Here is a 24776-nt window from a genome sequence, read left to right as displayed (position 1 = left end):
ACCTGTACGGACAGGAAGGGCCCGGCCCTCCCCTCGGGGACGGCCGGGCCCTTCTGCCTACTTCCGTACCAGGACCGCGCGGGCGGTGATGGTGTTTCCGCTCTTCACGCCGACGATTGCACCCTTGGCGCCGACCTTGACGTCGGACATCGAGCTGACATCGGCACCCTTCACCTTGGTGTCCGAGTTGGCGGTGAACGTCTCGGTGAAGCCGTCCTCGGCCTTCACCGTCACGCTCGTCGGCCCGACCGCGGCGACCTGACCGCGGATCGTCTCGAGGGTGACGGGCTTGCCGTCCTTGCCCTTCACGACGAACTCGCCGTGCATTCCGCGGGCGATCGCGGCGCGGCGGACCTTCTTGCGCTTGTCCTTCTTGTCGCCGGTCGTGGCGCCCGGGCTCGCGGACGGGCTCGGTGCCGCCGACGCGGCCGGGGTGGGCGTGCCGGGGTCGGACGTCGCAGCGGCCACCCCGGCGGTGCCGAGCACCCCGGCGGCCACCACACCGGCCACACCCAGTGCGACCTTCTTGGTCAGGATCATCGTTCTCCCTCTCGCTCTGCTGCGTACGGGTGCCACTGTGCCGGGGCAGCGTTGACGGGTCCTGCGCTTTGTGTTCGGGGAGTGCAAGGCTGTACGGGTGAGACCGATCAGCAGGTTCGGGGTGCCGGCGCTGGACGAGCTGCCCGCGGACGTCCGCGGCCGGATCGAGCAGGTCGGCGAGAAGACCGGCTTCGTACCCAACGTCTTCCTGGCGCTGGCCCGGCGGCCGGCCGAGTTCCGCGCGTTCGTGGCCTACCACGACGCGCTGATGGACAAGGAGACGCCGGGGCTGTCCAAGGCGGACCGCGAGATGATCGTGGTGGCGACCAGCGCGGCCAACGACTGCACGTACTGCGTGGTCGCGCACGGCGCGATCCTCCGGATCCGGGCCCGGGACCCGCTGGTCGCCGACCAGGTCTCGACGAACTACCGGCACGCGGACATCACCCCGCGGCAGCGCGCGATGCTCGACTTCGCACTGCGGGTGGCGCTGTCGTCGGCCACGGTCGAGGACGAGCACCTGGCCGAGCTGGAGCGGCACGGCTTCGACACCGACGACGTGTGGGACATCGGCGCGATCGCGGCATTGTTCGCGCAGTCCAACCGGCTCGCGCACCTCATGGCGCTGCGCCCGAACCCCGAGTTCCACCTGCTCGGCCGGGTACCGCGGAGCTGATTCCACCCGTTCGGGTGTCCGGGCGCGAGTGCGGCCGGACCGGGATACTCGACCGGTGCGGAGCATCGACTGGGTGGACGGCGCGGTGGTGCTCATCGACCAGACGTTGCTGCCCGGCGAGGAACGCTGGCTGCGGATCACCGACCCGGACGTGCTGGTGGACGCGATCCGGCGGCTGGCGGTCCGGGGCGCACCGGCGCTCGGCGCGGCCGGCGCCCTGGGCGTGGCGCTCGCGGCCCGTTCCCGCGCCGACGTGCCCGCGGCCGCGGCCCGGATCCGGTCGGCCCGGCCGACGGCGGTGAACCTGGCCCGCGGCGTCGACCGCGCCCTGGCCGCGCTGCCCGCCGGTCCCGAGGCCGTGCTGTCCGAGGCCCGGGCGGTCGTCGAGGAGGAGGCCGCGGCCTGCCGTGCCATCGGCGAACGCGGCGCCGACCTGGTCGGCGCCTCCGGTCCCGTCCGGCTGCTCACGCATTGCAACACCGGCTGGCTGGCCACCGTGGAATGGGGGACGGCGCTCGGCATCGTCACCGTCCTGCACGAGCGCGGCCTGGTCGCCCACGTGTACGCGGACGAGACCCGCCCGCTGCTGCAGGGCGCCCGGCTGACCGCCTGGGAACTGGCGGCGCTGGGCATCGACCACCGGGTCGTGGTGGACGGCGCGGCCCCCGCGCTGATCGCCCGCGGCCTGGTCGACGCGGTCGTCGTCGGCGCCGACCGGATCGCGGTGAACGGCGACGTCGCCAACAAGGTCGGGACGTACTCGCTCGCGCTGGCCGCCGCCCGAGCCGGCATCCCGTTCGTCGTGGCCGCACCGGAGTCCACTGTGGACCCCGAGATGCTGTCGGGGGCGGGGATCGAGATCGAGGAGCGCGACCCGGCGGAGGTCTTCGACGGCCCGGCGTACAACCCGGCGTTCGACGTGACGCCGGCGGACCTGGTCACCGCCGTGGTGACGGAGCAGCGGACCGTCCGGCCGTCCGAAGGAGAAACCCTGTGAGCAAGGGGATCCGCCTGGTCGCCGACGCCGTGCTGCCCTGCGACGGCAGCGGCGCCGTGCACCGGCCGGGCGTGGTCGACATCGACCCGGACGGCCGGATCGCGCACGTCGGACCGGTCGTGGCGCCGGCAGAGTCCACTTCGGACGGTGGCGAGTGGGTCGTGCGACGGGTCGGCGGGCTGCTCATGCCGGGGCTGGTCAACACCCACTCGCACTCGCCGATGACGTTGCTGCGCGGTCAGGGCGAGGGCCTGCCGCTGGACCGCTGGCTGCGCGAGGTGATCTGGCCGCGGGAGGCCCGGATCGAGGCCGAGGACGTGTTCTGGGGCATGACCCTGGCCGCGGCCGAGCTGCTGCGCTTCGGGGTCACCACCAGCGTCGAGATGTACTTCCACGACGACCTGCTGGCGCAGGCGGTGGACGCGGCCGGCAGCCGGTGCCTGCTCATGCCGGGGATCGTGGTCGCGCCGGGCTGGGAACGCTTCGGCACCTGGGCCGACCGGATCGACTGGACGCTCCAGCTGCGGGAGGCGTACGCGGACCACGCCCGGATCGAGGTCGGCTTCGGTCCGCACTCCGCGTACGGGCTGCCGGACGAGGCGCTGGTCGCGATCGGCAAGGCGGCCAGCTCCTCCGGGGCGCCAGTGCACATACATCTGGCCGAGACCGAGCACGAGGGCGACGAGGTCTCGCAGCGGCACGGCGGCGCGTCGGTGCCACAGGTGCTGGCCGATCTCGGGCTGTTCGACGTCGACCGGGTGCTGGCCGCGCACGGTGTCTGGCTGAGCGAGAAGGACATGGCCCTGCTCGCCTCGAGCGGCGTCGGGGTGGCGCACTGCCCGAGCAGCAACGCCAAGCTCGCGTCCGGCAGCGCGGCGGTCCCGGCCCTGCTGCGTGCCGGCGTCCGGGTCGGCCTGGGCACGGACGGGCCGGCCAGCAACAACGACCTCGACCTCTGGGAGGAGATGCGGCTGGCGGCGCTGCTGGCCCGGCTGCGCGAGCAGGACCCGACCGTGCTGCCGGCGTCGGAGGTGCTGTCGTTGGCGACCTCCGGTGGGGCGGCCGCGCTCGGCCGGCCGGACCTCGGCGCGCTCGCGCCCGGACGCTGGGCCGACATCATCCGGCTCGACCTCGACGACCCCGGGTTCGTCCCGGTGCTCACCGACGGCGATCTGTCCGCGCACGCGGTCTGGTCGGCGTCGCGCGCCGCGGTGCGCGACGTCTGGGTCGGCGGCAAGCAGGTCGTCCGGGACGGCGACTGCCTGACGATCGACGTCGGGGAGGCCCGCCGCCGGGTCCAGGCCGCGGCGACCCGGCTGGCCGGGGGCTGAGCCGTGGCCGCGCCGCACGACCCGGAGTGGAGCGCCCTGGCCGAGGCGCTGGCCGATGTCGGCCGCTCGCTGGTGAGCGCCGGGCTGGTGCTCGCGTCCGGCGGCAACCTGTCGGCCCGGGAGCCCGGCGGCGACGTCTGTCTCGTCACCGCGCGCGGCACCTGGCTGGACCGGCTGGTCCCGGACGACTTCGCGCTGGTCCGGATCAGCGACGGCGCGGTCGTCGGCGGTGCGGCCGACCCGTCGACCGAGCTCGCGCTGCACCTCGGGTGCTACCGGGTCCGGCCCGACGCCGCCGCTGTCGTGCACGTGCACCCGCAGACGTCGGTGCTGCTGGCCGCGCTCGGCCACCCGATCCGGGCGATCACCACCGACCACGCCGCGTACGTCGGGCCGGTCCGGGTGGCGCCCTTCCGCGATCCCGGCACGCCCGAGCTGGCCACCGAGGCGGCCGCGCTGATCGCGGACGGCGAGTGCGACTGCGTGGTCCTGTCCCACCACGGCTGCTCGGTCGTCGGCGACTCGGTCGAGATGGCCTGCCGCCGGGCGCTCAACCTGGAGGAAGCGGCCCGGCTCACGTACGCCGCGCTGGCGCTGGGCGACACCGCAACGATCTGCCCACCGGGCTATCGCGACCGGTTGCGCGGCAGCGGCCGGCACTGATCCCGCGTCATCCCGGCCCGTCGCCGTCCGTCTCAGGCGAAGCGGATCCCAAGATTGAGCAAAAGAGTCGGGCGGGGTCACGAAGCGAGCGCGGTGGCCGCCATGAGGACCGGCCGAGAGCGACTCGGCCTGGAGAAGCCGCCGCTGAGCCGGGACGATCGGTCCCGGCGGACGGCGACCGGAAACCCGTTCGACCAGGTCCGGAGGGCGGATTAAGCTGGACAGCTCGTGCGCACTCGTTGCGTACCCCGTCGTAGCCGGGCCTCCCGACCCGCTCCGCGAGGAGCCGGGACGATGCCTTGGGCAGTGGGATCGTCCCGGTCGGCGGCCCGTTCCCGCCGGCCGGACCACGTGCCGATCCGGAGGAGCGCAGTGTCTCCGTCCCGTCCCGCCGACCCCGAGATCCCGTCCGTCGCCGACCCCGTCCTCACCTTCGAACGCGACCACCTGATCCGGTCCCGGGAGAGCCTCGCCCAGATGCGCGTGGTCGCCGGCACCGCGAGCGACGTCGGTGGCGACGCGTTCTCCAGCGAGTCCCTCGGTGCCGCCCGGGCCCGTCGGCTCAAGGCGCTCGCCGACGACCCGAGCGTGCCGCCGTTCTTCGGTCGCATCGACCGGTCCCCGGACGAGGAGCGCCCGGACGGCGAGATGTTCCACGTCGGTCGTCGGCACATCCGCGACGACGCGGGCGACCCGCTGGTCATCGACTGGCGGGCGCCGATGTCGCGCTCGTTCTACCGGGCCACGCCGGCCGAGCCGATGGGCGTCCAGCGCCGCCGCCGGTTCGGCTTCGCCGCCGGCACGCTCACCTCGTACGAGGACGAGCCGCTGACGGTCGGTGCGAGCGCGCAGGTCGGCGCGGCCGAGAGCCGGATCCTGCTGGAGGAGATCGAGCGGCCGCGCGTCGGCCCCATGCGGGACATCGTCGCGACCATCCAGCCGGACCAGGACGACCTCGTGCGGGCCGGGCTGGACGACAGCATCTGCGTGCAGGGTGCACCGGGGACCGGCAAGACCGCGGTCGGCCTGCACCGCGCGGCCTACCTGCTCTACACCTACCCCGAGCGGCTGCGCCGGTCCGGCGTCCTGGTGGTCGGACCGAACCGCGCGTTCCTGCGCTACATCGGCGAGGTGCTCCCGGCGCTGGGCGAGATCGGCGTGACGCAGTCCACCGTGGACGAACTGCTCGCCCCGGTGGCCATCCGCGGCGCGGACAGTCCCGAGGTGGCGACGCTCAAGGGTGACGCCCGGCTGGCCGAGGTGCTCCGCCGGGCCGTGGTCCGGCGGGTACGTCGCCCGGAGGACGGCGTCGTCGTCATCGTCGGCACCCGGCGATACCGGATCTCGCCCGAACGGCTGCGGCGCTACGTCGACGACCTGCGCCGCAGCGAGATCCCGTACGTCACCGCGCGGGACCGGCTCCGCCTGCAGGTCGCCGAGCACGTCCGGCGCATGCGGGAGGCCTCCGGCGGCGCGCCGTCGGACGCCGAGACCGCCCGGGTCGCCCGCTCGCAGCCGGTCCGCGAGTTCGTCGACGCCGTCTGGCCCGCGCTCGACCCCGCAGTCCTGCTGCACGAGCTGTTCACCGACCCGGCCCGGCTGGCGGCCGCGGCGCGCGGGCTGCTCGACCCCGAGGAGCAGGAGCTGCTGATCTGGGCCGAGCCGCCCCGCTCGGCCAAGAGCGCCCGCTGGTCGGCGGCGGACGCCGTGCTGATCGACGAGGTCGCCGGCCTGTTGGCCCGACCCGAGTCGTACGGCCACGTGGTGCTGGACGAGGCGCAGGACCTCTCGCCCATGCAGTGCCGCGGGGTGGCGCGACGGTGCCCGCTCGGCTCGGTGACCGTGCTCGGCGACCTGGCCCAGGGCACGACGCCCTGGTCGACCTCGGACTGGCACGTCACGCTCGCGCACCTGGGCAAGGCGGACGCCCGGGTGGAGCCGCTGACCCGCGGCTACCGCGTCCCCGCCGACGTCATCGCCTTCGCCAACGCGCTGCTGCCGCACCTCGCGGTCGGCCTGGAGCCGGCGACCTCGGTCCGGAAGGCGGCGGGCGGCCTGCAGGTGCTCAGCGTGCAGGACCCGGCCGCCGCGGCCGCAGCCGAGGCGGTCCGCGGGCTGGCCGAGGAGGGCTCGATCGGCGTGATCGCCGCGGATGCCGACGTGCCGGCCGTCACGGCCGCGCTGGCCGCGATCGGAGCGGAACACCTCGTCCTCGGCACGGAGGCAGAGCCGGAGCCGCTCGGCGACGATGACGAGGAGGAGCGGCCGGCGCCACGGATCACGGTGGTGCCGGCCACGCTGGCCAAGGGTCTTGAGTACGACCAGGTGGTGGTGGTGGAGCCGGCCGCCATCGTGGCGGCCGAACCACGCGGGCTGCGCCGGCTCTACGTCGTGCTGACCCGCGCCGTGACCAGGTTGGTCGTCGTACACGAGCAGCCGCTGCCGCCGGAGCTCGCGGCCTGAGTGCGGGTGCGGACCATGCATGACGCAAAGGAGTAACAGCCTCCGCAGCGTCGTGTCATCTCGCCGTCCACAGGGCCGCGCGTTGTCCACAGATCGCAACCTCGCCCTGGCACCATGCCGTCGCGGAGGCAGAAGCTTGCCGGGTCCTGCAGTCCGCGATGTCTGCAACGATGGGGTTAACGTTCGTTCCGCACGCTCCGGCGCGCAGCGGGCTCACGTCGACACCCCCGGCGACAGCCCCGCGGCGCCGGTCCGCCCCGCGCGGCGATCCCGCGCGGAGTTAGAGCGAGGAGAGGCGCATGACCTTGGGTGACATCGGAGTCCCCGTCGTTCCTGAACCCAGCGGCGGGCCTGATCTGGTGCAGCTGCTCACCCCGGAAGGCGAGCGGGTCGAGCATCCCGACTATCCCCTCGACATCTCGGCCGAGGACGTACGCGCGCTCTATCGCGATCTCGTCCTCGTCCGCCGGCTCGACGTCGAGGCGACCGCATTGCAGCGGCAGGGCGAGTTGGGCATCTGGGCGTCACTGCTCGGCCAGGAGGCCGCGCAGATCGGGTCGGGCCGGGCCCTGCGCCCGGGTGACATGGCTTTCCCGAGCTACCGCGAGCACGGCGTGGCCTGGTGCAAGGGCGTACAGCCGAGCGAGCTGCTCAGCCTCTACCGGGGCAACGACTTCGGCGGGTGGAACCCGGCCGAGCGCAACCTGGCCCTCTACTCGATCGTCATCGGCGCGCAGACCCTGCACGCGACCGGCTACGCGATGGGCATGCAGCGCGACGGCGGCGAGGACGCCGTGATCGCGTACTTCGGCGACGGCGCCTCCAGCCAGGGCGACGTCAACGAGGCGTTCGTCTGGGCCAGCGTGTTCAACGCGCCGGTGGTGTTCTTCTGCCAGAACAACCAGTGGGCGATCTCCGAGCCGATCGAGAAGCAGTCCCGCATCCCGCTCTACCAGCGGGCCCGAGGCTTCGGCTTTCCCGGCGTCCGGGTCGATGGCAACGACGTGCTGGCCTGTCTGGCGGCGACGCGGGCGGCGCTGGACGCGGCCCGCACGGGGCAGGGGCCGACGCTGATCGAGGCCTTCACCTACCGCATGGGCGCGCACACCACGTCCGACGACCCGACCCGCTACCGGCTGGCCAGTGAGCTGGAGATCTGGCGACTGCGCGACCCGATCGAGCGGGTGAAGGCCTACCTCTCCCGCTCCGGCCAGGCCGACGCGAGCTTCTTCGACTCCGTCGAGGAGGAGGCGGTCGACCTGGCCGCCCAGGTCCGCGCGGCCTGCGTGGACATGCCGGACCCGGATCCGCTGGAGATCTTCAGCGAGGTGTACGCGGAGCAGACCCCGCACCTGACCGCTCAGCGCGACGGCTACGCGGCGTACCTCGACTCCTTCGAGGAGGCGCAGCACTGATGGCGACCTACACGCTGGCCAAGGCGCTGAACGACGGGTTGCGCGCGGCCATGGATGCGGATCCCAAGGTCCTGGTCATGGGCGAGGATGTGGGAAAGCTCGGCGGGGTCTTCCGGGTCACCGACGGCCTGCAGAAGGACTTCGGCGAAGACCGGGTCATCGACACCCCGCTGGCCGAGTCCGGGATCATCGGCACCGCGATCGGGCTGGCCATGCGCGGCTACCGGCCGGTCTGCGAGATCCAGTTCGACGGCTTCGTCTACCCGGCCTTCGATCAGATCGTCAGCCAACTGGCGAAGATGCACTACCGGTCCAAGGGCAACGTGGCGCTGCCGGTCACGATCCGGATCCCGTTCGGCGGCGGTATCGGTGCGGTCGAGCACCACAGCGAGTCCCCCGAGGCCTACTTCGCGCACACCGCCGGCCTCAAGGTCGTGGCCTGCTCGAACCCGGCCGACGGCTACCACATGATCAAGCAGGCGGTCGCGTCCGACGACCCGGTGATCTTCCTGGAGCCCAAGCGGCGCTATTGGGAGAAGGCCGAGTTCGACCAGTCCGACACCCCGCAGCAGCTGCACCAGGCCCGGGTCATCCGGCCGGGCACGGACCTGACCATCGCGGCGTACGGGCCGATGGTGAAGGTGGCCCTCGACGCCGCGACCGCGGCCGAGGAGGACGGGCGCCAGCTCGAGGTGATCGACCTGCGCTCGCTGTCCCCGTTGGACTCCGACACCGTGCTCGACTCGGTCCGGCGGACCGGCCGACTGGTGGTGGTGCACGAGGCGCCGGTGACGCTCGGCCTCGGGTCCGAGCTCGCCGCCCGCGTCACCGAGCAGGCGTTCTACTCGCTGGAGGCCCCGGTGCTGCGGGTGGGCGGGTTCGACACGCCCTATCCGCCGTCCCGGCTGGAGGAGGACTTCCTGCCCGACCTCGACCGGGTGCTCGACGCCGTCGACCGCTCGCTCGCCTTCTAGGAGACCTGGTGCCGACCTTCAAGCAGTTCAGGCTCCCCGACGCCGGGGAGGGGCTCACCGAGGCCGAGATCCTGAAGTGGTACGTCAAGCCCGGTGACCTGGTCGTCGTCAACCAGACGATCGTGGAGATCGAGACGGCCAAGGCGGCGGTCGAGCTGCCGAGCCCGTTCGCCGGCGCGATCACCGAGTTGCTCGTCCCGGAGGGCGCGACGGTCGACGTCGGGACGCCGATCGTGACCGTGGACGTCGACCCCGACGGCGCTCCCGGGGTGCCGGCCCAGGCCCAGGCGGCCGAGGACCTCGTGCCCTCGCCGCCGGCCGACGAGGCGGTCGAGCCCGGGCTCATCGGCAGCCCGGCACCGGGCGGCCGGACCGCGGTGCTCGTCGGGTATGGGCCGCGGTCCGTCGTGGCGAAGCGCCGCGCTCGCAAGGGCAGCAGCCCGGCCCCGGTCGCGACGGTTCACCCAGAGCCAGAGCCAGAGCCCGTCCCGGAGCCGCCCGCGCCACGGGAGCCGGTCCGGTCCAACGGGTCCGGCCAGGTCGCGGTGCTGGCCAAGCCACCGGTGCGCAAGCTGGCCCGGGATCTCGGGGTCGACCTCGCCACCGTGAACGGGTCCGGCCGTGGCGGCGTGATCACCCGCGCCGACATCGAGACGGCCGCCCAGTCGACGGGTCAGCCGGCGGCCGAGCCGGTCGCGGCGCCGGCGGCCGCCGTCTGGGACGGCACCCGGGAGCAGCGGATCCCGATCAAGGGGGTGCGCAAGCACACCGCGGCCGCGATGGTGTCCAGCGCGTTCACCGCTCCGCACGTCACGGAGTGGATGACGGTCGACATGACCGAGACGATGCGGCTGCGGGACCGCGTCGCCGCGATGCCGGACTTCGTCGGGATCAAGGTCAGCCCGCTGCTGTTCGTCGCCCGCGCGCTGCTGCTCGCGGTCCGGCGGCACCCGATGATCAATTCCGCCTGGGACGAGCAGGCGCAGGAGATCGTGGTCAAGGAGTACGTGAACCTGGGCATCGCGGCGGCCACGCCACGAGGGCTGGTCGTCCCGAACATCAAGGACGCGGCCCGGCTCTCGGTGCGGGAGCTGGCCGAGGCGATCAAGGGGCTGACCGACACGGCGCGGGCGGGCAAGACCACCCCGGCCGACATGTCCGGCGGGACGATCACGATCACCAACGTCGGCGTGTTCGGGGTCGACGGCGGGACGCCGATCCTCAACCCGGGTGAGACCGCGATCCTCGCGCTCGGCTCGGTCCGGGAGATGCCCTGGGTGGTGGACGGGCAGCTCGCGGTCCGGCAGGTGACCCAGCTGTCGCTGTCCTTCGACCACCGGATCGTCGACGGGCAGCTCGGGTCGCAGTTCCTGGCCGACCTGGCGGCGATGCTGGCCGATCCGAGCCTGGCCCTGGCCTGGGGGTGAGATCGAAGGGGACGAGCGCCACGCAACCTAACGATCGAAGGTGATCTGGCTTACGGGCCGAACATCGGGAATGTTTTCGTCCTCCTGAGCGTCGTACACGGCGTACCAACGAGGAGGATGAGGACAGTGCAGTCCCGGATGGACAAGTGGCGCGAGCGGCATGCGGCTCGGCGCGTGCGCAGTGTGCGGCGTGCCATGGACGCGGTCTCGGCGGGGACTCTGCAGGACGAACTGCAGACGTTCAGCCGTACTCAGACCAACCGCTGACGAACTAAACCCGGACCCGGCAGGTGTGCCCCACCTGCCGGGTCCGTTGGCGTCCGGGGTGCTGTTGCCCGCAGGGAACGCGGAGGGTGGCGGGAGAGTTTTGACGGCGTGCGGACGACGGGACGGGTGCGGGCGCCGGAGCTGCGGGGCGCGGGCGGCTGGCTGAACACCGGCGGCCGGGACGTCAGCCTCGCCGGCCTGCGGGGCCGGATCGTGCTGCTGGACTTCTGGACCTCGGCCTGCGCCAACTGCCTGCACGTCATCGACGAGCTGCGCCCGCTCGAGGCCACGTACGCCGACGTGCTCACCACCATCGGCGTCCACTCGCCGAAGTTCTCGCACGAGGCCGAGCACGCCGCGGTCGCCGCCGCCGTGCAGCGCTACGACGTCCGCTATCCGGTGCTCGACGACCCGGATCTCGCGACCTGGCGGCAGTACGCGGTGAACGCCTGGCCCACGCTCGTCCTCGTCGACCCCGACGGATACGTCGCCGCGACGCTGCTCGGCGAGGGTCACGCCGCCGAGCTCGACGAGCTCGTCGGCGAGCTGGTCGAGGAGTACGGCAGCCGGCTCCGGCGCGGCGACACCGCGGACGTGATCGGGGCCGAAGCCGTCGCCATCCCGGACGACACCGACCTGCGGTATCCGGGCGGGATCGCGGTCACGCCGAGCGGGACCCTGCTGGTCGCCGACGCCGGGCACCACTCGCTGGTCGAGCTCGCCGCCGACGGGGTGACCGTGCTGCGTCGCATCGGGTCGGGCGAGCGCGGCCGGGCCGACGGCGCCGCCGACGTCGCGAGCTTCGCCGGGCCGCAGGGGGTCGCGGTGCTCCCGGCCGGGGCCCTCGACGGGGTCGACGTGCTCGTCGCGGACACCGCCAACCACCTGGTCCGCGGCGTCCGGCTGGACACCGGCGAGGTCAGCACCGTCGCCGACCTGCCCCGGCTGCTCGCCGGCGCCGGCACCATCGCCGGCCCCATCCCGGGCGTCTTCTCCCCCTGGGACGTCGCCTGGTGGAACGGACGGATCGCGGTCGCCGCCGCGGGCGTACACCTCCTGCTGTCGGTGGACGCACGCGAGCCGCGGGGTGCGGTGCTGGCGGGGACGCGGGTGGAGGGGTTGCGGGACGGGCCGGCACTGGACGGGTGGTTGGCCCAGCCGAGCGCGCTTGCGCCGGACGGCGACACGCTCTGGTTCGCCGATGCCGAAACCTCCTCGCTGCGCACGCTGCGGGACGGCATCCTGCACACCCACGTCGGCGAGGGGCTGTTCGACTTCGGCCTGGTCGACGGGCCGGCCGAGCAGGCTCGGTTCCAGCACCCGCTCGGGATCACGCTGCTGCCGGACGGGGACGTCGCCGTGCTGGACACGTACAACGGGGCGGTCCGGCGCTACGACCCGCGGACCCGGACGGTCGACACGCTCGCGACCGGGCTGGCCGAGCCGACCGGCGCGGTCGTCGTCGGCACCGAGCTGGTCGTGGTCGAGTCAGCCGCGCACCGGCTCACCCGCATCCCGTTGCGGGCGACCGCCGAGGTCGGGACCGGCGAGGTCACGATCGAGGTCGTGTTCGTGCCGCCACCGGGCGAGAAGCTCGACGACCGGTACGGGCCCTCCACCAGCCTCATGATCAGCGGTCTCGAGTCCGGCCCGAGCCAGGGTCCGGAGCTGGTCCGGACGATCCCCATCGGGACGGAGCAGCGGCTGCGGGTCAGCGCGTACGCGGCCAGTTGCGACGAGGACGGCGAGTACCCGGCCTGTCACCTGGCCCGCCGCGACTGGGACCTCCGGGTCACCCCGGGCGGCCCCACCGACCTCCGGCTCACCCTCGCCTAGTCCTCGACGAGACGGGCGGGGGGACTGGTCCCCGGCGGACGGGCGGGACGAGGTGGGGCTGGCCCCTGACGAGACGAGGCGGGCGGCCGGTCCCCGACGGATCGGGCGGGCGGCTGGTCCTCGACGGGGACGGGGGACGAGGCGGGCGGCTAGTCCTCGACGGGGACGGCGGAGGGGACGAGGCGAGCGCGCAGGCGGGCGACGTCCTCGTCGCCGAAGCCGGCCGACGCCAGCCAGGCGAGCGCCCCGCCGTACTCCGAGTCCAGGTACGCGAGGAAGTCCGCCATCGTCGACGCCCGTGGCAGGTGGGCCTCGTCCGGCCGGCTGTCGAGGTCCTCCCGGTACGTCTCGCTGGCCCGCAACCGCGCCAGCAGCGGCTCGATCCGGTCGGCGGTCGCGGTGTAGTCGGCCACGATCCGCTCCCTCGGCACCCCGGCCGCGGACAGCGCGAGCGCGACGACCACGCCGGTCCGGTCCTTGCCGGCCGCGCAGTGCACCAGCGTCGCCCCGTCGGAGGTCGCGATCGCCCGCAGCGCGGCGACGATGTTGTCGGGCCGGTCCCGCAGGTAGGCCAGGTAGAACGCGATGGCCCGGTTGCCGGCCGGCAGTGCCGACTCGCGGCGGTCGTCCTCGCCCTCCTCCTGCCAGGGCAGCAGCGCGTCGGCGTCCACGTCGGTCCGGTCGCCGACCTCCGGGAACAGCGTGAGGTGCCGGATCGACACCGAGGGCTCGCGGGTCATCGGCCCGGGCCCCTCCAGCTCGACCTCGACCGTCGTCCGCAGGTCGACCACCGTACGGAGGCCGATCTCGCCGACGAGGAGACGGACGTCACCCGGGGTCAGACCCTGCAGGTTGTCCGAGCGCAACAGCCGGTGCGGCGCGATGTCGGGGCCCGACGACGTGGGCAGTCCGCCCAGGTCCCGGGCGTTGGCAGTGCCGTCGAGCGGCAACCAGAGCGGTTCGGCAGTCATCGTTTCCACACTATTCGCGCGGGCCGTCCGGGGCCGGCAACCTGACGTAGCGTCACAGCGTGCGGAAGCGCAGCCTGGTCATCGTCGCGACAGCGGCCGCCGTCGTCGCCGGTGCCGTGATCGCGGTCCTGCCGACGTCGCCGGTGAGCGCCGCGGCGCCGGCCTCGGCCCAGGCGCTGCTGGCCCGGATGACGCTGGACCAGCGGGTCGGCCAGCTGCTGATGGTCGGCGTCCCGGCCACCGGTGCGAGCGCCAAGGACCTGCAGCAGATCGGGCACTACCACGTCGGCGGCGTGATCCTCACCGGCCGCGGCACCGCCGGCACCGCCGCGACCGCCAGCCTCTCGGCCCAGCTGCAGACCCAGGCGACCGGCCCCGGCAACGCCGGCGTCCCGCTGCTGGTGAGCGCCGACCAGGAGGGCGGCGCGGTCCAGGTCCTCAAGGGCCCGGGCTTCTCCACGATCCCGAGTGCGCTGAGCCAGGGCACCGAGGCGACCGCGACGCTGCAGGCCCAGGCCCGGACCTGGGGCGCCCAGCTCCGCGCGGCCGCGGTGCGGGTCGACCTCGCGCCGGTCGCGGACACCGTGCCGGCCGGGGCGAACAACCCGCCGATCGGCAATTTCGACCGCCAGTTCGGCTCCAACCCGACCTCGGTGGCCACCCACGCCGGGGCGTTCGCCGCTGGCCTCGAGGGCGCGGGCGTCATCCCGACGATCAAGCACTTCCCCGGCCTTGGCCGGGTCACCGCGAACACCGACACCACCAGCGGCGTCACCGACACGGTCACCACCCGGACCGACCCGTTCCTGGCCCCGTTCCGGTACGCCGCCGGCATCGGCAGCCCGTTCGTGATGATGTCGACCGCGATCTACTCCCGGATCGACGCGAGCCGGCCGGCCGCGTTCTCGCCGACCGTGGTGACCGGCATGCTGCGCGGCGATCTCGGCTTCGGCGGCGTCGTGGTCTCCGACGACCTCGGCAACGCCCGTCAGGTCAGCGGCTTCACCCCGGGCAACCGGGCCCTCGACTTCGTCCAGGCCGGTGGCGACCTGGTGCTGACCGTGAACATCGCGACGCTGCCGGAGATGTTCCTGGCCCTGTTCGACAAGGCCAGGACGGACGCCGCGTTCGCGGCCCGGGTGAACCAGTCGGCCCTGCGGATCCTCACCGCCAAGCAGCAGCTCGGCCTGCTCGACCGGGCCTCGATGCGCGGTGACTTCACCGGCGACGGAACGGCCGAGAAGACGGTGTTCCGGCCCTCGACCGGGACCTGGTTCTCCCTCGGCCAGCCCGCGGTCACCTACGGCCAGCGCGGCGACATCCCGCTGCCGGCCGACTACAACGGCGACGGCCGTACGGACCTGTCGGTCTACCGGCCCTCGACGCACCAGTGGTTCGTGCGCGGCCAGTCCGCGATCACCTGGGGCCAGGACGGGGACATCCCGGTCCCGGCCGACTACGACGGGGACGGCCGGGTCGACCGCGCGGTGTTCCGGCCGTCCACCGACGTCTGGTACGTCTTCGGCCAGGCCGCGGTCGCCTTCGGCGGCCCCGGCGACATCCCGGTGCCGGGCGACTACGACGGCAACGGCGTCGCCGACCGGGCCGTGTTCCGCCCGGCCGACGGCACCTGGCACGTCGACGGGCAGGCCACCGTCGCCTGGGGTCAGGCCGGCGACGTCCCGGTGCCGGGCGACTGGACCGGCGACGGCGTCGCCGACCGCACGGTCTACCGCCCGGGCACCAACGTCTGGTGGATCCGCGGCGGGTCCACGCTGCACTTCGGCGCGGCCGGCGACCAGCTCGTGCCGGCCGACTACACCGGCGACGGGCGGCTGGACGCGGCCGTCTACCGGCCGTCGACGCACCAGTTCTTCGTGCTCGGGCAGTCCGCGGTGACCTTCGGCGTGGCCGGTGACCAGCCCGTTCTCGACGTCGCCGTGCTGCGCCGCGGAGTGTGAGGGGTGCGCCCGGGCCCCGGGCGCGCGAGGATTGGCCCGACGACCTCGGGAGGCCGTGATGGCGTACGACTTCGATCTGCTCGTGCTCGGATCCGGACCAGGAGGACAGAAGGCCGCGATCGCGGGCGCGAAGCTCGGCCGCCGCGTCGGAATCGTCGAGCGCAAGCACATGATCGGCGGGGTGTGCATCAACACTGGCACGATCCCGTCCAAGACCCTGCGCGAGGCGGTCCTGTACGTCACTGGGCTGGCCCAGCGCGAGTTCTACGGCCAGTCGTACCGGCTGAAGGACGACGTCACTGTCAGCGACCTGACCTCACGGACGCAGCACGTCATCGGCCGGGAGATCGACGTCATCCGCAGCCAGCTGGCCCGCAACCACGTGCAGCTGCTGGTCGGCATGGCCCGCTTCACCGGGCCGAACTCGGTCGTGGTCACCGCCGCCGACGGCACCGAGCGCCAGGCGACCTCGGAGAAGTTCGTCATCGCGGTCGGCACCAAGCCGGCCCGTCCGTCCACTGTGGACTTCGACGGGCGGACCGTGGTCGACTCCGACCAGATCCTCGACATGGACCACGTGCCGCCGTCGATGGTGGTGGTCGGCGCGGGTGTGATCGGCATCGAGTACGCATCGATGTTCGCCGCGCTCGGCACCAAGGTCACCGTGGTCGAGCGCCGCGACCGGATGCTGGAGTTCTGCGACCTGGAGATCATCGAGGCGCTGAAGTACCAGCTGCGGGACCTGGCCGTGACGTTCCGGTTCCGGGAGACGGTCGCCCGGGTCGAGCGGCATGAAGGCGGCACGCTGACGTTCCTGGAGAGCGGCAAGCGGATCCCGGCCGACACCGTCATGTATTCGGCCGGCCGGCAGGGCGTCACCGACCCGCTCGACCTGGAGAAGGCCGGCCTGGAGGCCGACGCCCGCGGCCGGATCAAGGTCGACGACGACTACCGCACCTCCGCCCCGCACGTGTACGCGGTGGGCGACGTCATCGGCTTCCCGGCGCTGGCCGCGACCTCGATGGAACAGGGCCGGCGGGCGGCCTACCACGCCTGCGGCGAGCCGGTCAGCACGCCGATGAACGACTGCCAGCCGATCGGGATCTACACGATCCCCGAGATCTCCTACGTCGGGAAGACCGAGGACGAGCTGACCGAGGAGTCGATCCCGTTCGAGGTCGGCATCTCCCGCTACCGGGAGCTGGCCCGCGGCGCGATCCTCGGCGACTCGTACGGGATGCTGAAGCTGCTGGTGCACTCCGAGGACCGCACGCTGCTCGGCGTCCATGTCTTCGGCACCGGCGCGACCGAGCTCGTCCACATCGGACAGACGGTGATGGGCTGCGGCGGCACGATCGACTACCTGGTCGACGCGGTGTTCAACTACCCGACGCTGGCCGAGTCGTACAAGGTGGCGGCGCTGGACGCGATGAACAAGATGCGGGCGGTGGCCCGGATGTCGCTGCTATGAGTCCTTGGTCGTCCCGCCGGTTGGCTGGCACTACGAGTTCTTGGTCGTCCGGTCGGTTGGCTGGCATTACGAGTTCTTGGTCGTCCCGCCGGTTAGCTGGCACAGTGAGAATCGCCCGGTGAGAGTCGTTCCCTCCGTATCCGGGCCGGAGGCCGAGTTGGCCCGGCTGTCCCGGCCGACCGGCCCGTGGCTGCACCTGCTCGACGCGGCGCCGGCCGACGCCCGGCAGCTCGGTTGGCTGCTCGGGCAGGACGGCATCGTGGTCCGGCAGCTGCGCGGGCACTGCGGCCGCTCCACGTACGGGCTGCTGGACGAGATCGGTGCGGCGCTGCAGCTGCCGGGCGACCCGGCCGAGGACTGGGCCGGGCTGACCGCGCTGCTCACCGACCTGTCCTGGCTGCCGGGCGAGGGACACGTCCTGGTGGTGACCCGGGCGGCGCTGCTGCTCGCGGCCGAGCGGCTGGACGCGCTGCGCGGGCTGGTCGACGTGGTCCGCGACGTCGCCCGGGCCCGGGCCGAGGAGGGCGAGCCGCTCCCGTTCCATCTCGTGCTGCAGGACGACACGATCGGGCTGGCGGCGCTGCGGGCCCGGCTCGACGCGGCCGGCGCGCGGTACGCCGAGCTGGTCGGCTGGGACGCCGAGGAGCCGTCCGCGGCGACCTCCGTCTCGGCCCGGTCGACCTTGTCCGGCGGGCCGGCCGACGCGGTCGACGCGGCGGCGGGCACGGTCGCGTCCACTGTGGACGGTGTGCGGAGGCTCGGCCGGGTCTGGGAGGAGTTCCGCGGCGGGTCGTCCGGCCGGGTCCGGGTGTACGTCCCGGTGCTGGCGGGACCCGTCGACCTGGCCGCGGTGGTGGCGGCGCTGGCCGGAACGGTCGCGGCGGCCGGGGAGTCGTGCGTGGTCGTCCCGGTGCCGGAAGAGGCGTCGTCGGCCGACGCGCGGCAGCGGGCGCTCGCCGCGGCGGCGACGGAGGTCTGGCCCAGCCCGGGCCCCGGACCGGAGCATGCGGCGGTCGCGGAGCCCGAGACGCCGGCCGCAATCGGCCTCCCGATGGCGACCGCGCCGGTCGCGCCACCGCTCGAGACCCAGGCGGCGCCGGCCCGTGACGCGCCGGCCCGTGACGCGCCGGCCCGGGACGCGCCGGCCCGGGAGGCGGCAGTCCGGGAGACGGCGGCCCGGGAGACGGCGGCCGGGGACGCGGCGGCCCGGGAGGCGGCGACGCGAGAGGCGGCGACGCGAGAGGCGGCGGCCGGGGACGCGGCGGTTCCCGAGGCGGCGGTTCCGGAGGTGTCGGTTCCGGAGGTGTCGGTTCCGGAGGTGCCGGTTCCGGAGGTGCCGGTTCCGGAGGCGGCGGCGACCGAGATCATTCCGGCGGTCGAGTCGCCGCCGACGGTCGAGATCCCGGCCCAGCGACCCGCACCGGAACCGGAACCCGGCCCGCACGATCGCCCCGGCGCCCCGTTCGAGCTGATCGCGGCCAACCTGCAATGGCCGTTCGACACCGGCTCGGACGACAACGACCCCGTCGACGCCGCCCTGCTCGCGCACGCGGCCGGCAGCGGGCGGACCGCGGCGTTGTTCCGGACCTGGGTCCAGGACCCGGACGGCAGCTGGGTCCGGGTCGTGCTCGGGTACGTCAACCGCAGCTCGATCGCCGACGTCGAGTCCGAGCGGACCGCGCTGGTGGACACCCTGCAGGGGTCCGGCGCGGCCCGCTGCTGCGTCGAGGTGCTGGCCGCGAACGACGTCTCCGAGGCGCACCGCTGGCTCGAAGCCCGCTGCCGCCCGCTGTGGCCGGCCCCGCCGGAGCGATTCGTCCTGCCCGACGACGCGACGTTCACCCCGGGACCCGGGCTGGACGACCCGGAGCACGGACCGGCGCTGACCGCGCTGGCCGACTGGGCCGCCGACCGGGCCGGCGTCGTCGGCCTCGTCACCGCGTACGCGGAGGGCCGGCTGGTGGTCGGCGCCGCGCTGACCGGCGAGGCCGACCCGGAGGAGGTCCGGGCGAGCGCGCCGAGCCCGGTCGAGCCGTTCGCGCCGGCCCGCGGCCTGTCCCCGGTGCACCTGCGGCTGACCCGCTCCTCGACCCGGGTCTGGACCCGCCGGGCCGAGCGGGCCGCGCCGGCACCGGCCGCCGCCACCGACGGCACGCTGGCCCGGCCCACCCCGCCGTCCGTGACCAACCTCGGGCCGCCGCCGGTCCGGGACACCGACGAGGAGCGCGGCGACACCGTCGTCGACGGGTTCACGCTGGTCGGCATCGACCGCGACACCGCGGTGGCCAAGGGCGACCCCGAGCCGGACGCGTACGACGCCGCGCTGGTCGAGTGGGCCAGGTCCGCGTCCGGGGCGGTCGCGCTGCTGCGGAGCGTGACCGAGGAGCAGCTGAAGGTCTACTGCCTCGCGGTCGCGGAGACCGTGGACCCGGAGGGGATGCGGCGGGAGATGGCGCTGGCGGCGGGGCGGGCCGGGCTGGGGCGGGCCGCGCTCGAGGCGTTCCAGCCGGCCGGCGCGATCTCCGCCTTCCACCTCGACCTCGCCGTCGGCAGCACCCGCCTCTGGCCTGGTACCGGCTGAGCCGGCGCCGGCAGCCCCGAGCCGCCCGGCGCGCGGCGGCTCCGCCCCGCGGCGGCCCCGCACTCCGGCCCGGGGCGGCCTGTACCCCGCCGGCGGGGGTCCGGGTCAGGTCTGAGTTTGGGCGCGGCGGAGGAGGAGGGAGCGTTCCTGCTCGTTGGTGGCGAGCGCGGCGGCCCGCCCGAACGCGGCCGCCGCCTCGGTCCGTCGCCCGAGCCGCACCAGCAGGTCCCCCTGCACGCTCGGCAGCAGGTGGTAGTCCCGCAGCGCCGGCGTCCCGCCCAGCGCGTCCACGATCGCCAACCCCGCCGCCGGCCCGTACGCCTCCGCGACCGCGACGGCCCGGTTCAGCTCGACCACCGGCGACCCGGTCGCCGCCGCGAGCTGCCCGTACAGCGCGGCGATCCGGACCCAGTCCGTCGCGGCGACCGACGGCGCGACCGCGTGACAGGCGGCGATCGCCGCCTGCATCGCGTACATCCCGGTCGAGCCGGCCCGCTCCAGCGCCACCAGCCCGGCCGCGATCTGGCCGGCGTCCCACGTGGTCCGGTCCTGGTCCCGCAGCAGCACCGGCTCGCCGGACGGCCCGACCCGGGCCGCCGACCGGGAGGCCTGCAGCAGCATCAGCGCGAGCAGCCCGTGCACCTCCGGCTCCCGCGGCGCGACCGAGGCCAGCAGCCGCCCGAGCCGCAGCGCCTCGTCACAGAGGGCCGGGCGGAGCCAGTCGTCGCCGGCGGTGGCCGCGTACCCCTCGTTGAAGACCAGGTAGACGACCTCCAGCACGGACGCCAGCCGCTCCGGCCGCTCCGGCCCGGACGGCACCTCGAACGGCACGCCCGCCGAAGCCAGCGTCCGCTTGGCCCGGCTGATCCGCTGCGCGACCGTGGCCTCGGAGGCCAGGAATGCGCGGGCGATCTCGCGGGTCGACAGCCCGCCGACGAGCCGCAGCGTGAGCGCCACCCGCGACTCGGTGGTGAGCACGGGGTGGCAGGACATGAACATCAGCCGCAGTACGTCGTCCTCGATGTGGTCGACGGCGGCATCCAGATCAGGCATGACCGGCTCCGGCACGACCGCCGGGGTGAGCGCGCGCAGTCGCGCGGCCCGGCGGAAGTGGTCGATCGCGCGGCGCTTGGACACGGCCATGAGCCAGGCGCCCGGGTTGTCCGGGACGCCCGACTCCGGCCACTGCTCCAGGGCGGCGACGAGCGCGTCCTGGGCGAGATCCTCGGCCAGGCCGAGGTCGTACGTCATCCGCGCCAGCCCGGCGACGAGCCGCGCCGCCTCGGCCCTCCAGACCGTGCTGACCACCTCGGGTGCCGTCACGAGCCCGATCAGATCGGGCGGCGACGACCCCGGCAAGTCAGCCCTCGATCTGACGGACCTCGGCCTCGCCCTCCCAGGACGGCCAGTGGTCCGCGTGCACCTGCACGATCTTGCGGGCGGCCTCGACGGCCTCGGCGAACGTGTCGACCTCGACGATCGCGTAGCCGCCGACCAGCTCCCTGGTTTCCGCGAACGGCCCGTCCAGGATCGTGGTCCTCCCCGCGGTCGTCCGGATCCGGGCGCCGGCCGTCGCGCTCGGCACCAGCCCGTTGGTGTCGATCAGCTTCAGGCTCGCGTCGATCTCCTTGATGACCGCGTCCATGGCCGGGTAGAGCTCCGCCGGCGCCTCGCCGACCTGCTCGCCCATCTTCAGCAGGGTGAGAACCCGCATCGTCCTTCTCCTCGCGTCGTCGGTGTCGTTCGTCAACGCGTCGTAGGGACCACGGAGTTCTCGACATCGGGCGAGAAGAAAACTAGAAGCTCTCCTCCGGCAGGTCCATCAGCGCGTTGTCGGTGCTCTCGACGACCTTGCGGCGCGCGGTCAGCTCCGGCAGCACGGTGGTGGCGAAGAACCGGGCCGAGGCCACCTTGCCCTCGTAGAACGCCCGGTCCCGGGCCGAGGCCGTGCCGCTGTCCAGCGCGGCCACCGCGACCGCGGCGCTGCGGACGAGCAGCCAGCCGACGACCAGGTCGCCGAGCGACAGCAGCAGCCGGGTGGTGTTCTGCCCGACCTTGTAGACCTCGGTGACGTCCTGCTGCCCGGCCATCAGGTAGCCGACCATCGACCCGACCATCGCCTGCACGTCGGCCAGCGCGGTCGCCAGTGCCGCCCGCTCCTCCTTCAGCCGCCCGTTGCCGTCCTCGCTCGCGGCGAACGTGCCGATCTCGGTGGCCAGCGCGGTCAGCGCCGCCCCCTTGTCCCGCACGATCTTGCGGAAGAACAGGTCGAGACCCTGGATCGAGGTGGTGCCCTCGTAGACGCTGTCGATCTTGGCGTCCCGGATGTACTGCTCGATCGGGTAGTCCTGCAGGTAGCCGGAGCCGCCGTAGACCTGCAGTGACTGGGCCAGCAGCTCGTAGGACCGCTCCGAGCCGAGGCCCTTGACCAGTGGCAGCAGCAGGTCGTTGAGCCGGGCGGCGGCGTCGTCCTTCTCGCCCCGGGAATCGGCCACGATCACCGCGTCCTGCTGGGTCGCGGTGTAGAGCATGAGCGCCCGCATGCCCTCCGCGTACGACTTCTGCAGCATGAGCATGCGCCGCACGTCCGGGTGGTGGATGATCGTCACCCGCGGCGCGGTCTTGTCCGTCATCTGCGTGAGGTCGGCGCTCTGCACCCGGGTCTTGGCGTAGTCCAGCGCGTTGAGGTAGCCCGTGGACAGCGTCGCGATCGCCTTGGTGCCGACCATCATCCGGGCGCTCTCGATGACGTTGAACATCTGCCGGATGCCGTCGTGCTTGTCGCCGATCAGCCAGCCCACGGCCGGCTCCCGCTCGCCGAAGGTCAGCTCGCAGGTGGTGGAGACCTTCAGGCCCATCTTCTTCTCGAGGTTGGTGACGTAGACGCCGTTGCGCTCGCCCAGCTCACCGGTCTCGAGGTCGACGTGGAACTTCGGCACCACGAACATCGACAGGCCCTTGGTGCCGGGGCCGGCGCCCTCGGGGCGGGCCAGCACGTAGTGCACGATGTTCTCGGTCAGGTCCTGGTCGCCCGAGGTGATGAACCGCTTCACGCCCTCGAGGTGCCACGACCCGTCCGGCTGCGCGATCGCCTTGGTCCGGCCCGCACCGACGTCGGAACCCGCGTCGGGCTCGGTGAGCACCATCGTGGAGCCCCACCGCTTGTCGACCATCCACCGGGCCCACTTCTTCTGGTCCTCGGTGCCGATCCGCCAGAGCAGGGTGGAGAAGGACATGCCCGACGAGTACATGTGCACGGCCGGGTTGGCGCCGAGGATCATCTCTTCCGCGCCCCACCGCAGCGAGGCCGGCACCACGGTGCCGCCGAGCCCGGCCGGGACCTGCATCCGCCACCACTCGGCGTCCATGTAGGCCCGCCACGACTTCTTGAACGCCTCCGGCAGCGTGGCCGAGTGGGTCTCCGGGTCGAAGACCGGCGGGTGGCGGTCGGAGTCGAGCAGCGACTCCGCGACCGGGCCGACGGCGAGCCGCTCGACCTCGGACAGGATCCCGCGCGCGGTCTCCTCGTCCACCTCCTCGAACGGTCCCTGACCGAGCCGGTCCTGGATCCGCAGCAGCTCGAAGAGCGTGAATTCGGTGTCCCGCACGTTGCTCTTGTAGTGGCCCATCGCCGGGTGACTCCGTTCGACCGTACGGCTACTCGTCGGTAACCTCCACGGTATTACCGGCTGGTAACCTATGCAAGCCGATTCGTCCGACCGGGCATGGTGAGAGGCGTTACTCCTCCAGGCGGCGCTTGATCTCGGCCAGCGCCGCCAGGGTCAGCTCCTCGGTCCGGGCGTGGGTGACCCCCGCCTCGCTCAGCATCGCGCCGAGCGCGCCCTCGTCGGTGAGCAGCCCGAGCAGGATGTGCTCGGTGCCGACATAGTTGTGGCCGAGCCGGAGCGCCTCCCGCAGGGTGAGGGCGAGCAGCCGGCGCGTGTCGGCCGAGAACGGGATGTGCCCGTCGGGGCTGCCGCCGCCCTCGCCGAGCACGGTGAGCGTCCTGCCCCGCAGGTCCGCCACCGGCACCTGGGCCGCGACGGTGCGGGTGGCCAGGCTGTGGGGGTCGGCGAGCAGGCCGAGCAGCAGGTGCCCGGGCTCGACCTGGTCGTGCCCGGTCTGCCGGGCCAGGCCGGCGGTGTCGGCCACGGCCTTGCGGGCCCGGTCGGTGAAGCGGGCCCAGTTGCCCAGCTCCGGCACCACGTCCGAGCTGCGCGGCACGAACCGCTTCTGCGCGGCCTGCTTGGTCACGCCCATGCTGCGGCCGATGTCGGTCCAGGAGGCGCCGGCCCGGCGGGCCTGGTCGACGAAGTGGCCGACGAGGTGGTCGGCCACGTCGCCGAGCTGGTCGGCGACGAGCACCGCGTCGGAGAGGGAGGCGAGCGGGTCGCCGTCGGGATGCTGAGCCCGGACGACCGCGATGAGGTCGTCGAGCCGTACGGGGGCGGGGTCCGTCATGCGGTCAACGTTAGGTTGACGATCCGCCGGCCGTCAACCTTTGGTTGACGAGGCGCGGCGCAGGATCAGCTCCAGGACCGCGGGGTGGGCGACCAGTGGCGCCGCGACCACGTCCGCGCCGGCCGTGGCCAGCCGGTCGGCGAAGGTGCCCGGCGCCAGGAGATAGGTCGCGATCGCAACCCGGGAGCTGTCGGCCGCCCGGCGCGCCGCCGCGACCGCTTCGGCCACGTCCGGTTGTGCGGTCGAACCGAACCCCGTGGTCACCTCTGTCCGTACTCCCGAGCGTCGGGTCAGTTCGATGGACAGGAGGCGGCCCTGCTCGTGGACGGACGCGACGGCGGCCGGGTCGGAGGAGCCGGCGGCGGCGAGCACCACCGTGTCGCCGGGTCGGTGGCCGGCCTCGTCCAGCCGGTCGGCCAGCGCGACCGCGAGCAGCGGGTCGGGTCCGAGGACGGCGGCGTGGGCCGTCCCGGGGCGGCCGGCCGCGATCGCCGCGGGCAGATCCACCCGATCGTGGTAACCGGAGGCGAGCAGCAGTGGCACCAACACCGCCCGCCGGTGCGTTGGGATGGCTGCGAGCGCGGTCCGGACGTCCGGCTCAGCCAGCTCGATGAACGCCGGTCGAACATCCAGGGCTGGACATCTTGTGCGCAGAGCGTCAACAATCTGCAACACCGAGTGAACGCCAGCCGGGTTCCGGGTTCCGTGGACCACGGCGAGCAAGACGTCCCATTCGTACGCT

19 protein-coding genes are annotated in these 24776 nt (G+C 73.4%); 12 read left to right on the top strand and 7 right to left on the bottom strand.

Going from position 1 to position 24776, the window contains the following annotated elements; translation table 11 throughout:
- Window positions 1-57 precede the first annotated feature (57 nt).
- Window positions 58-540 (bottom strand): hypothetical protein, encoded by a 483-nt coding sequence (locus VGP36_00885; GenBank protein HEV7653280.1) that lies wholly within the window; start codon window positions 538-540, stop codon window positions 58-60.
- A 97-nt stretch (window positions 541-637) separates the two neighbouring features.
- On the opposite strand from VGP36_00885, the gene VGP36_00880 reads away from it, so the two are divergent.
- The 9 genes from VGP36_00880 (at window position 638) to VGP36_00840 (ending at window position 12589) form a co-directional block, all read left to right on the top strand.
- Entirely contained in the window at window positions 638-1216 is a 579-nt protein-coding gene (locus VGP36_00880; GenBank protein HEV7653279.1) for a peroxidase-related enzyme, read from the top strand.
- 55 nt (window positions 1217-1271) lie between these two features.
- On the top strand, window positions 1272-2213 hold the full coding sequence (mtnA, locus tag VGP36_00875; protein ID HEV7653278.1) for an S-methyl-5-thioribose-1-phosphate isomerase: 942 nt from the start codon (window positions 1272-1274) through the stop codon (window positions 2211-2213).
- Window positions 2210-3544 (top strand): amidohydrolase, encoded by a 1335-nt coding sequence (locus tag VGP36_00870; protein HEV7653277.1) that lies wholly within the window; start codon window positions 2210-2212, stop codon window positions 3542-3544. The genes mtnA and VGP36_00870 overlap by 4 nt, the downstream gene beginning before the upstream one ends.
- Window positions 3545-3547: 3 nt before the next feature.
- Window positions 3548-4207, top strand: a complete 660-nt coding sequence (locus VGP36_00865; protein HEV7653276.1) for a class II aldolase/adducin family protein — start codon at window positions 3548-3550, stop codon at window positions 4205-4207.
- Between the two features lie 372 nt (window positions 4208-4579).
- The gene (locus VGP36_00860) at window positions 4580-6670 is read left to right on the top strand and encodes an AAA family ATPase (protein HEV7653275.1); all 2091 of its coding nucleotides are present in this window, start codon (window positions 4580-4582) and stop codon (window positions 6668-6670) included.
- A gap of 299 nt (window positions 6671-6969) precedes the next feature.
- A complete protein-coding gene (pdhA, locus tag VGP36_00855; GenBank protein ID HEV7653274.1) occupies window positions 6970-8085 on the top strand; it encodes a pyruvate dehydrogenase (acetyl-transferring) E1 component subunit alpha in 1116 nt (371 codons plus the stop codon).
- Window positions 8085-9059 (top strand): alpha-ketoacid dehydrogenase subunit beta, encoded by a 975-nt coding sequence (locus VGP36_00850; protein HEV7653273.1) that lies wholly within the window; start codon window positions 8085-8087, stop codon window positions 9057-9059. Before pdhA ends, VGP36_00850 begins: the two co-directional genes overlap by 1 nt.
- Window positions 9060-9067: 8 nt before the next feature.
- The gene (locus VGP36_00845; protein HEV7653272.1) at window positions 9068-10486 is read left to right on the top strand and encodes a dihydrolipoamide acetyltransferase family protein; all 1419 of its coding nucleotides are present in this window, start codon (window positions 9068-9070) and stop codon (window positions 10484-10486) included.
- Between the two features lie 375 nt (window positions 10487-10861).
- The gene (locus VGP36_00840) at window positions 10862-12589 is read left to right on the top strand and encodes a thioredoxin-like domain-containing protein (GenBank protein ID HEV7653271.1); all 1728 of its coding nucleotides are present in this window, start codon (window positions 10862-10864) and stop codon (window positions 12587-12589) included.
- A 149-nt stretch (window positions 12590-12738) separates the two neighbouring features.
- On the opposite strand, the gene VGP36_00835 is transcribed toward VGP36_00840, so the two are convergent.
- Window positions 12739-13560 carry a tyrosine-protein phosphatase gene (locus tag VGP36_00835; GenBank protein ID HEV7653270.1) on the bottom strand — a complete coding sequence of 274 codons (822 nt, stop codon included), beginning with the start codon at window positions 13558-13560 and terminating at the stop codon, window positions 12739-12741.
- Window positions 13561-13619: 59 nt separating this feature from the next.
- Between VGP36_00835 and VGP36_00830 the strand changes: the two genes are divergently transcribed.
- From VGP36_00830 to VGP36_00820, 3 genes are all read left to right on the top strand, one after another.
- Window positions 13620-15521, top strand: a complete 1902-nt coding sequence (locus tag VGP36_00830; protein ID HEV7653269.1) for a glycoside hydrolase family 3 N-terminal domain-containing protein — start codon at window positions 13620-13622, stop codon at window positions 15519-15521.
- Between the two features lie 58 nt (window positions 15522-15579).
- On the top strand, window positions 15580-16992 hold the full coding sequence (gene sthA / locus VGP36_00825) for a Si-specific NAD(P)(+) transhydrogenase (GenBank protein ID HEV7653268.1): 1413 nt from the start codon (window positions 15580-15582) through the stop codon (window positions 16990-16992).
- Between the two features lie 118 nt (window positions 16993-17110).
- Window positions 17111-19573 carry a barstar family protein gene (locus tag VGP36_00820; GenBank protein HEV7653267.1) on the top strand — a complete coding sequence of 821 codons (2463 nt, stop codon included), beginning with the start codon at window positions 17111-17113 and terminating at the stop codon, window positions 19571-19573.
- A 105-nt stretch (window positions 19574-19678) separates the two neighbouring features.
- Here VGP36_00820 and VGP36_00815 read toward each other — a convergent pair whose 3' ends face one another.
- From VGP36_00815 to VGP36_00795, 5 genes are all read right to left on the bottom strand, one after another.
- Window positions 19679-20896, bottom strand: a complete 1218-nt coding sequence (locus VGP36_00815) for an RNA polymerase sigma factor (protein ID HEV7653266.1) — start codon at window positions 20894-20896, stop codon at window positions 19679-19681.
- Window positions 20897-20933: 37 nt separating this feature from the next.
- Window positions 20934-21287, bottom strand: coding sequence for a YciI family protein (locus tag VGP36_00810; protein ID HEV7653265.1), 354 nt, complete (start codon window positions 21285-21287; stop codon window positions 20934-20936).
- Between the two features lie 82 nt (window positions 21288-21369).
- Window positions 21370-23202 (bottom strand): acyl-CoA dehydrogenase, encoded by a 1833-nt coding sequence (locus VGP36_00805; protein HEV7653264.1) that lies wholly within the window; start codon window positions 23200-23202, stop codon window positions 21370-21372.
- 109 nt (window positions 23203-23311) lie between these two features.
- A complete protein-coding gene (locus VGP36_00800) occupies window positions 23312-24034 on the bottom strand; it encodes a Clp protease N-terminal domain-containing protein (protein HEV7653263.1) in 723 nt (240 codons plus the stop codon).
- Window positions 24035-24067: 33 nt separating this feature from the next.
- The gene (locus VGP36_00795; GenBank protein ID HEV7653262.1) at window positions 24068-24748 is read right to left on the bottom strand and encodes a CbiX/SirB N-terminal domain-containing protein; all 681 of its coding nucleotides are present in this window, start codon (window positions 24746-24748) and stop codon (window positions 24068-24070) included.
- Between the last annotated feature and the right edge of the window lie 28 nt (window positions 24749-24776).

The organism is Mycobacteriales bacterium, from assembly GCA_035995165.1.
Taxonomy (GTDB): Bacteria; Actinomycetota; Actinomycetes; order Mycobacteriales; family CADCTP01; genus CADCTP01.
This window is presented reverse-complemented; position numbering and strand designations above follow the sequence as displayed.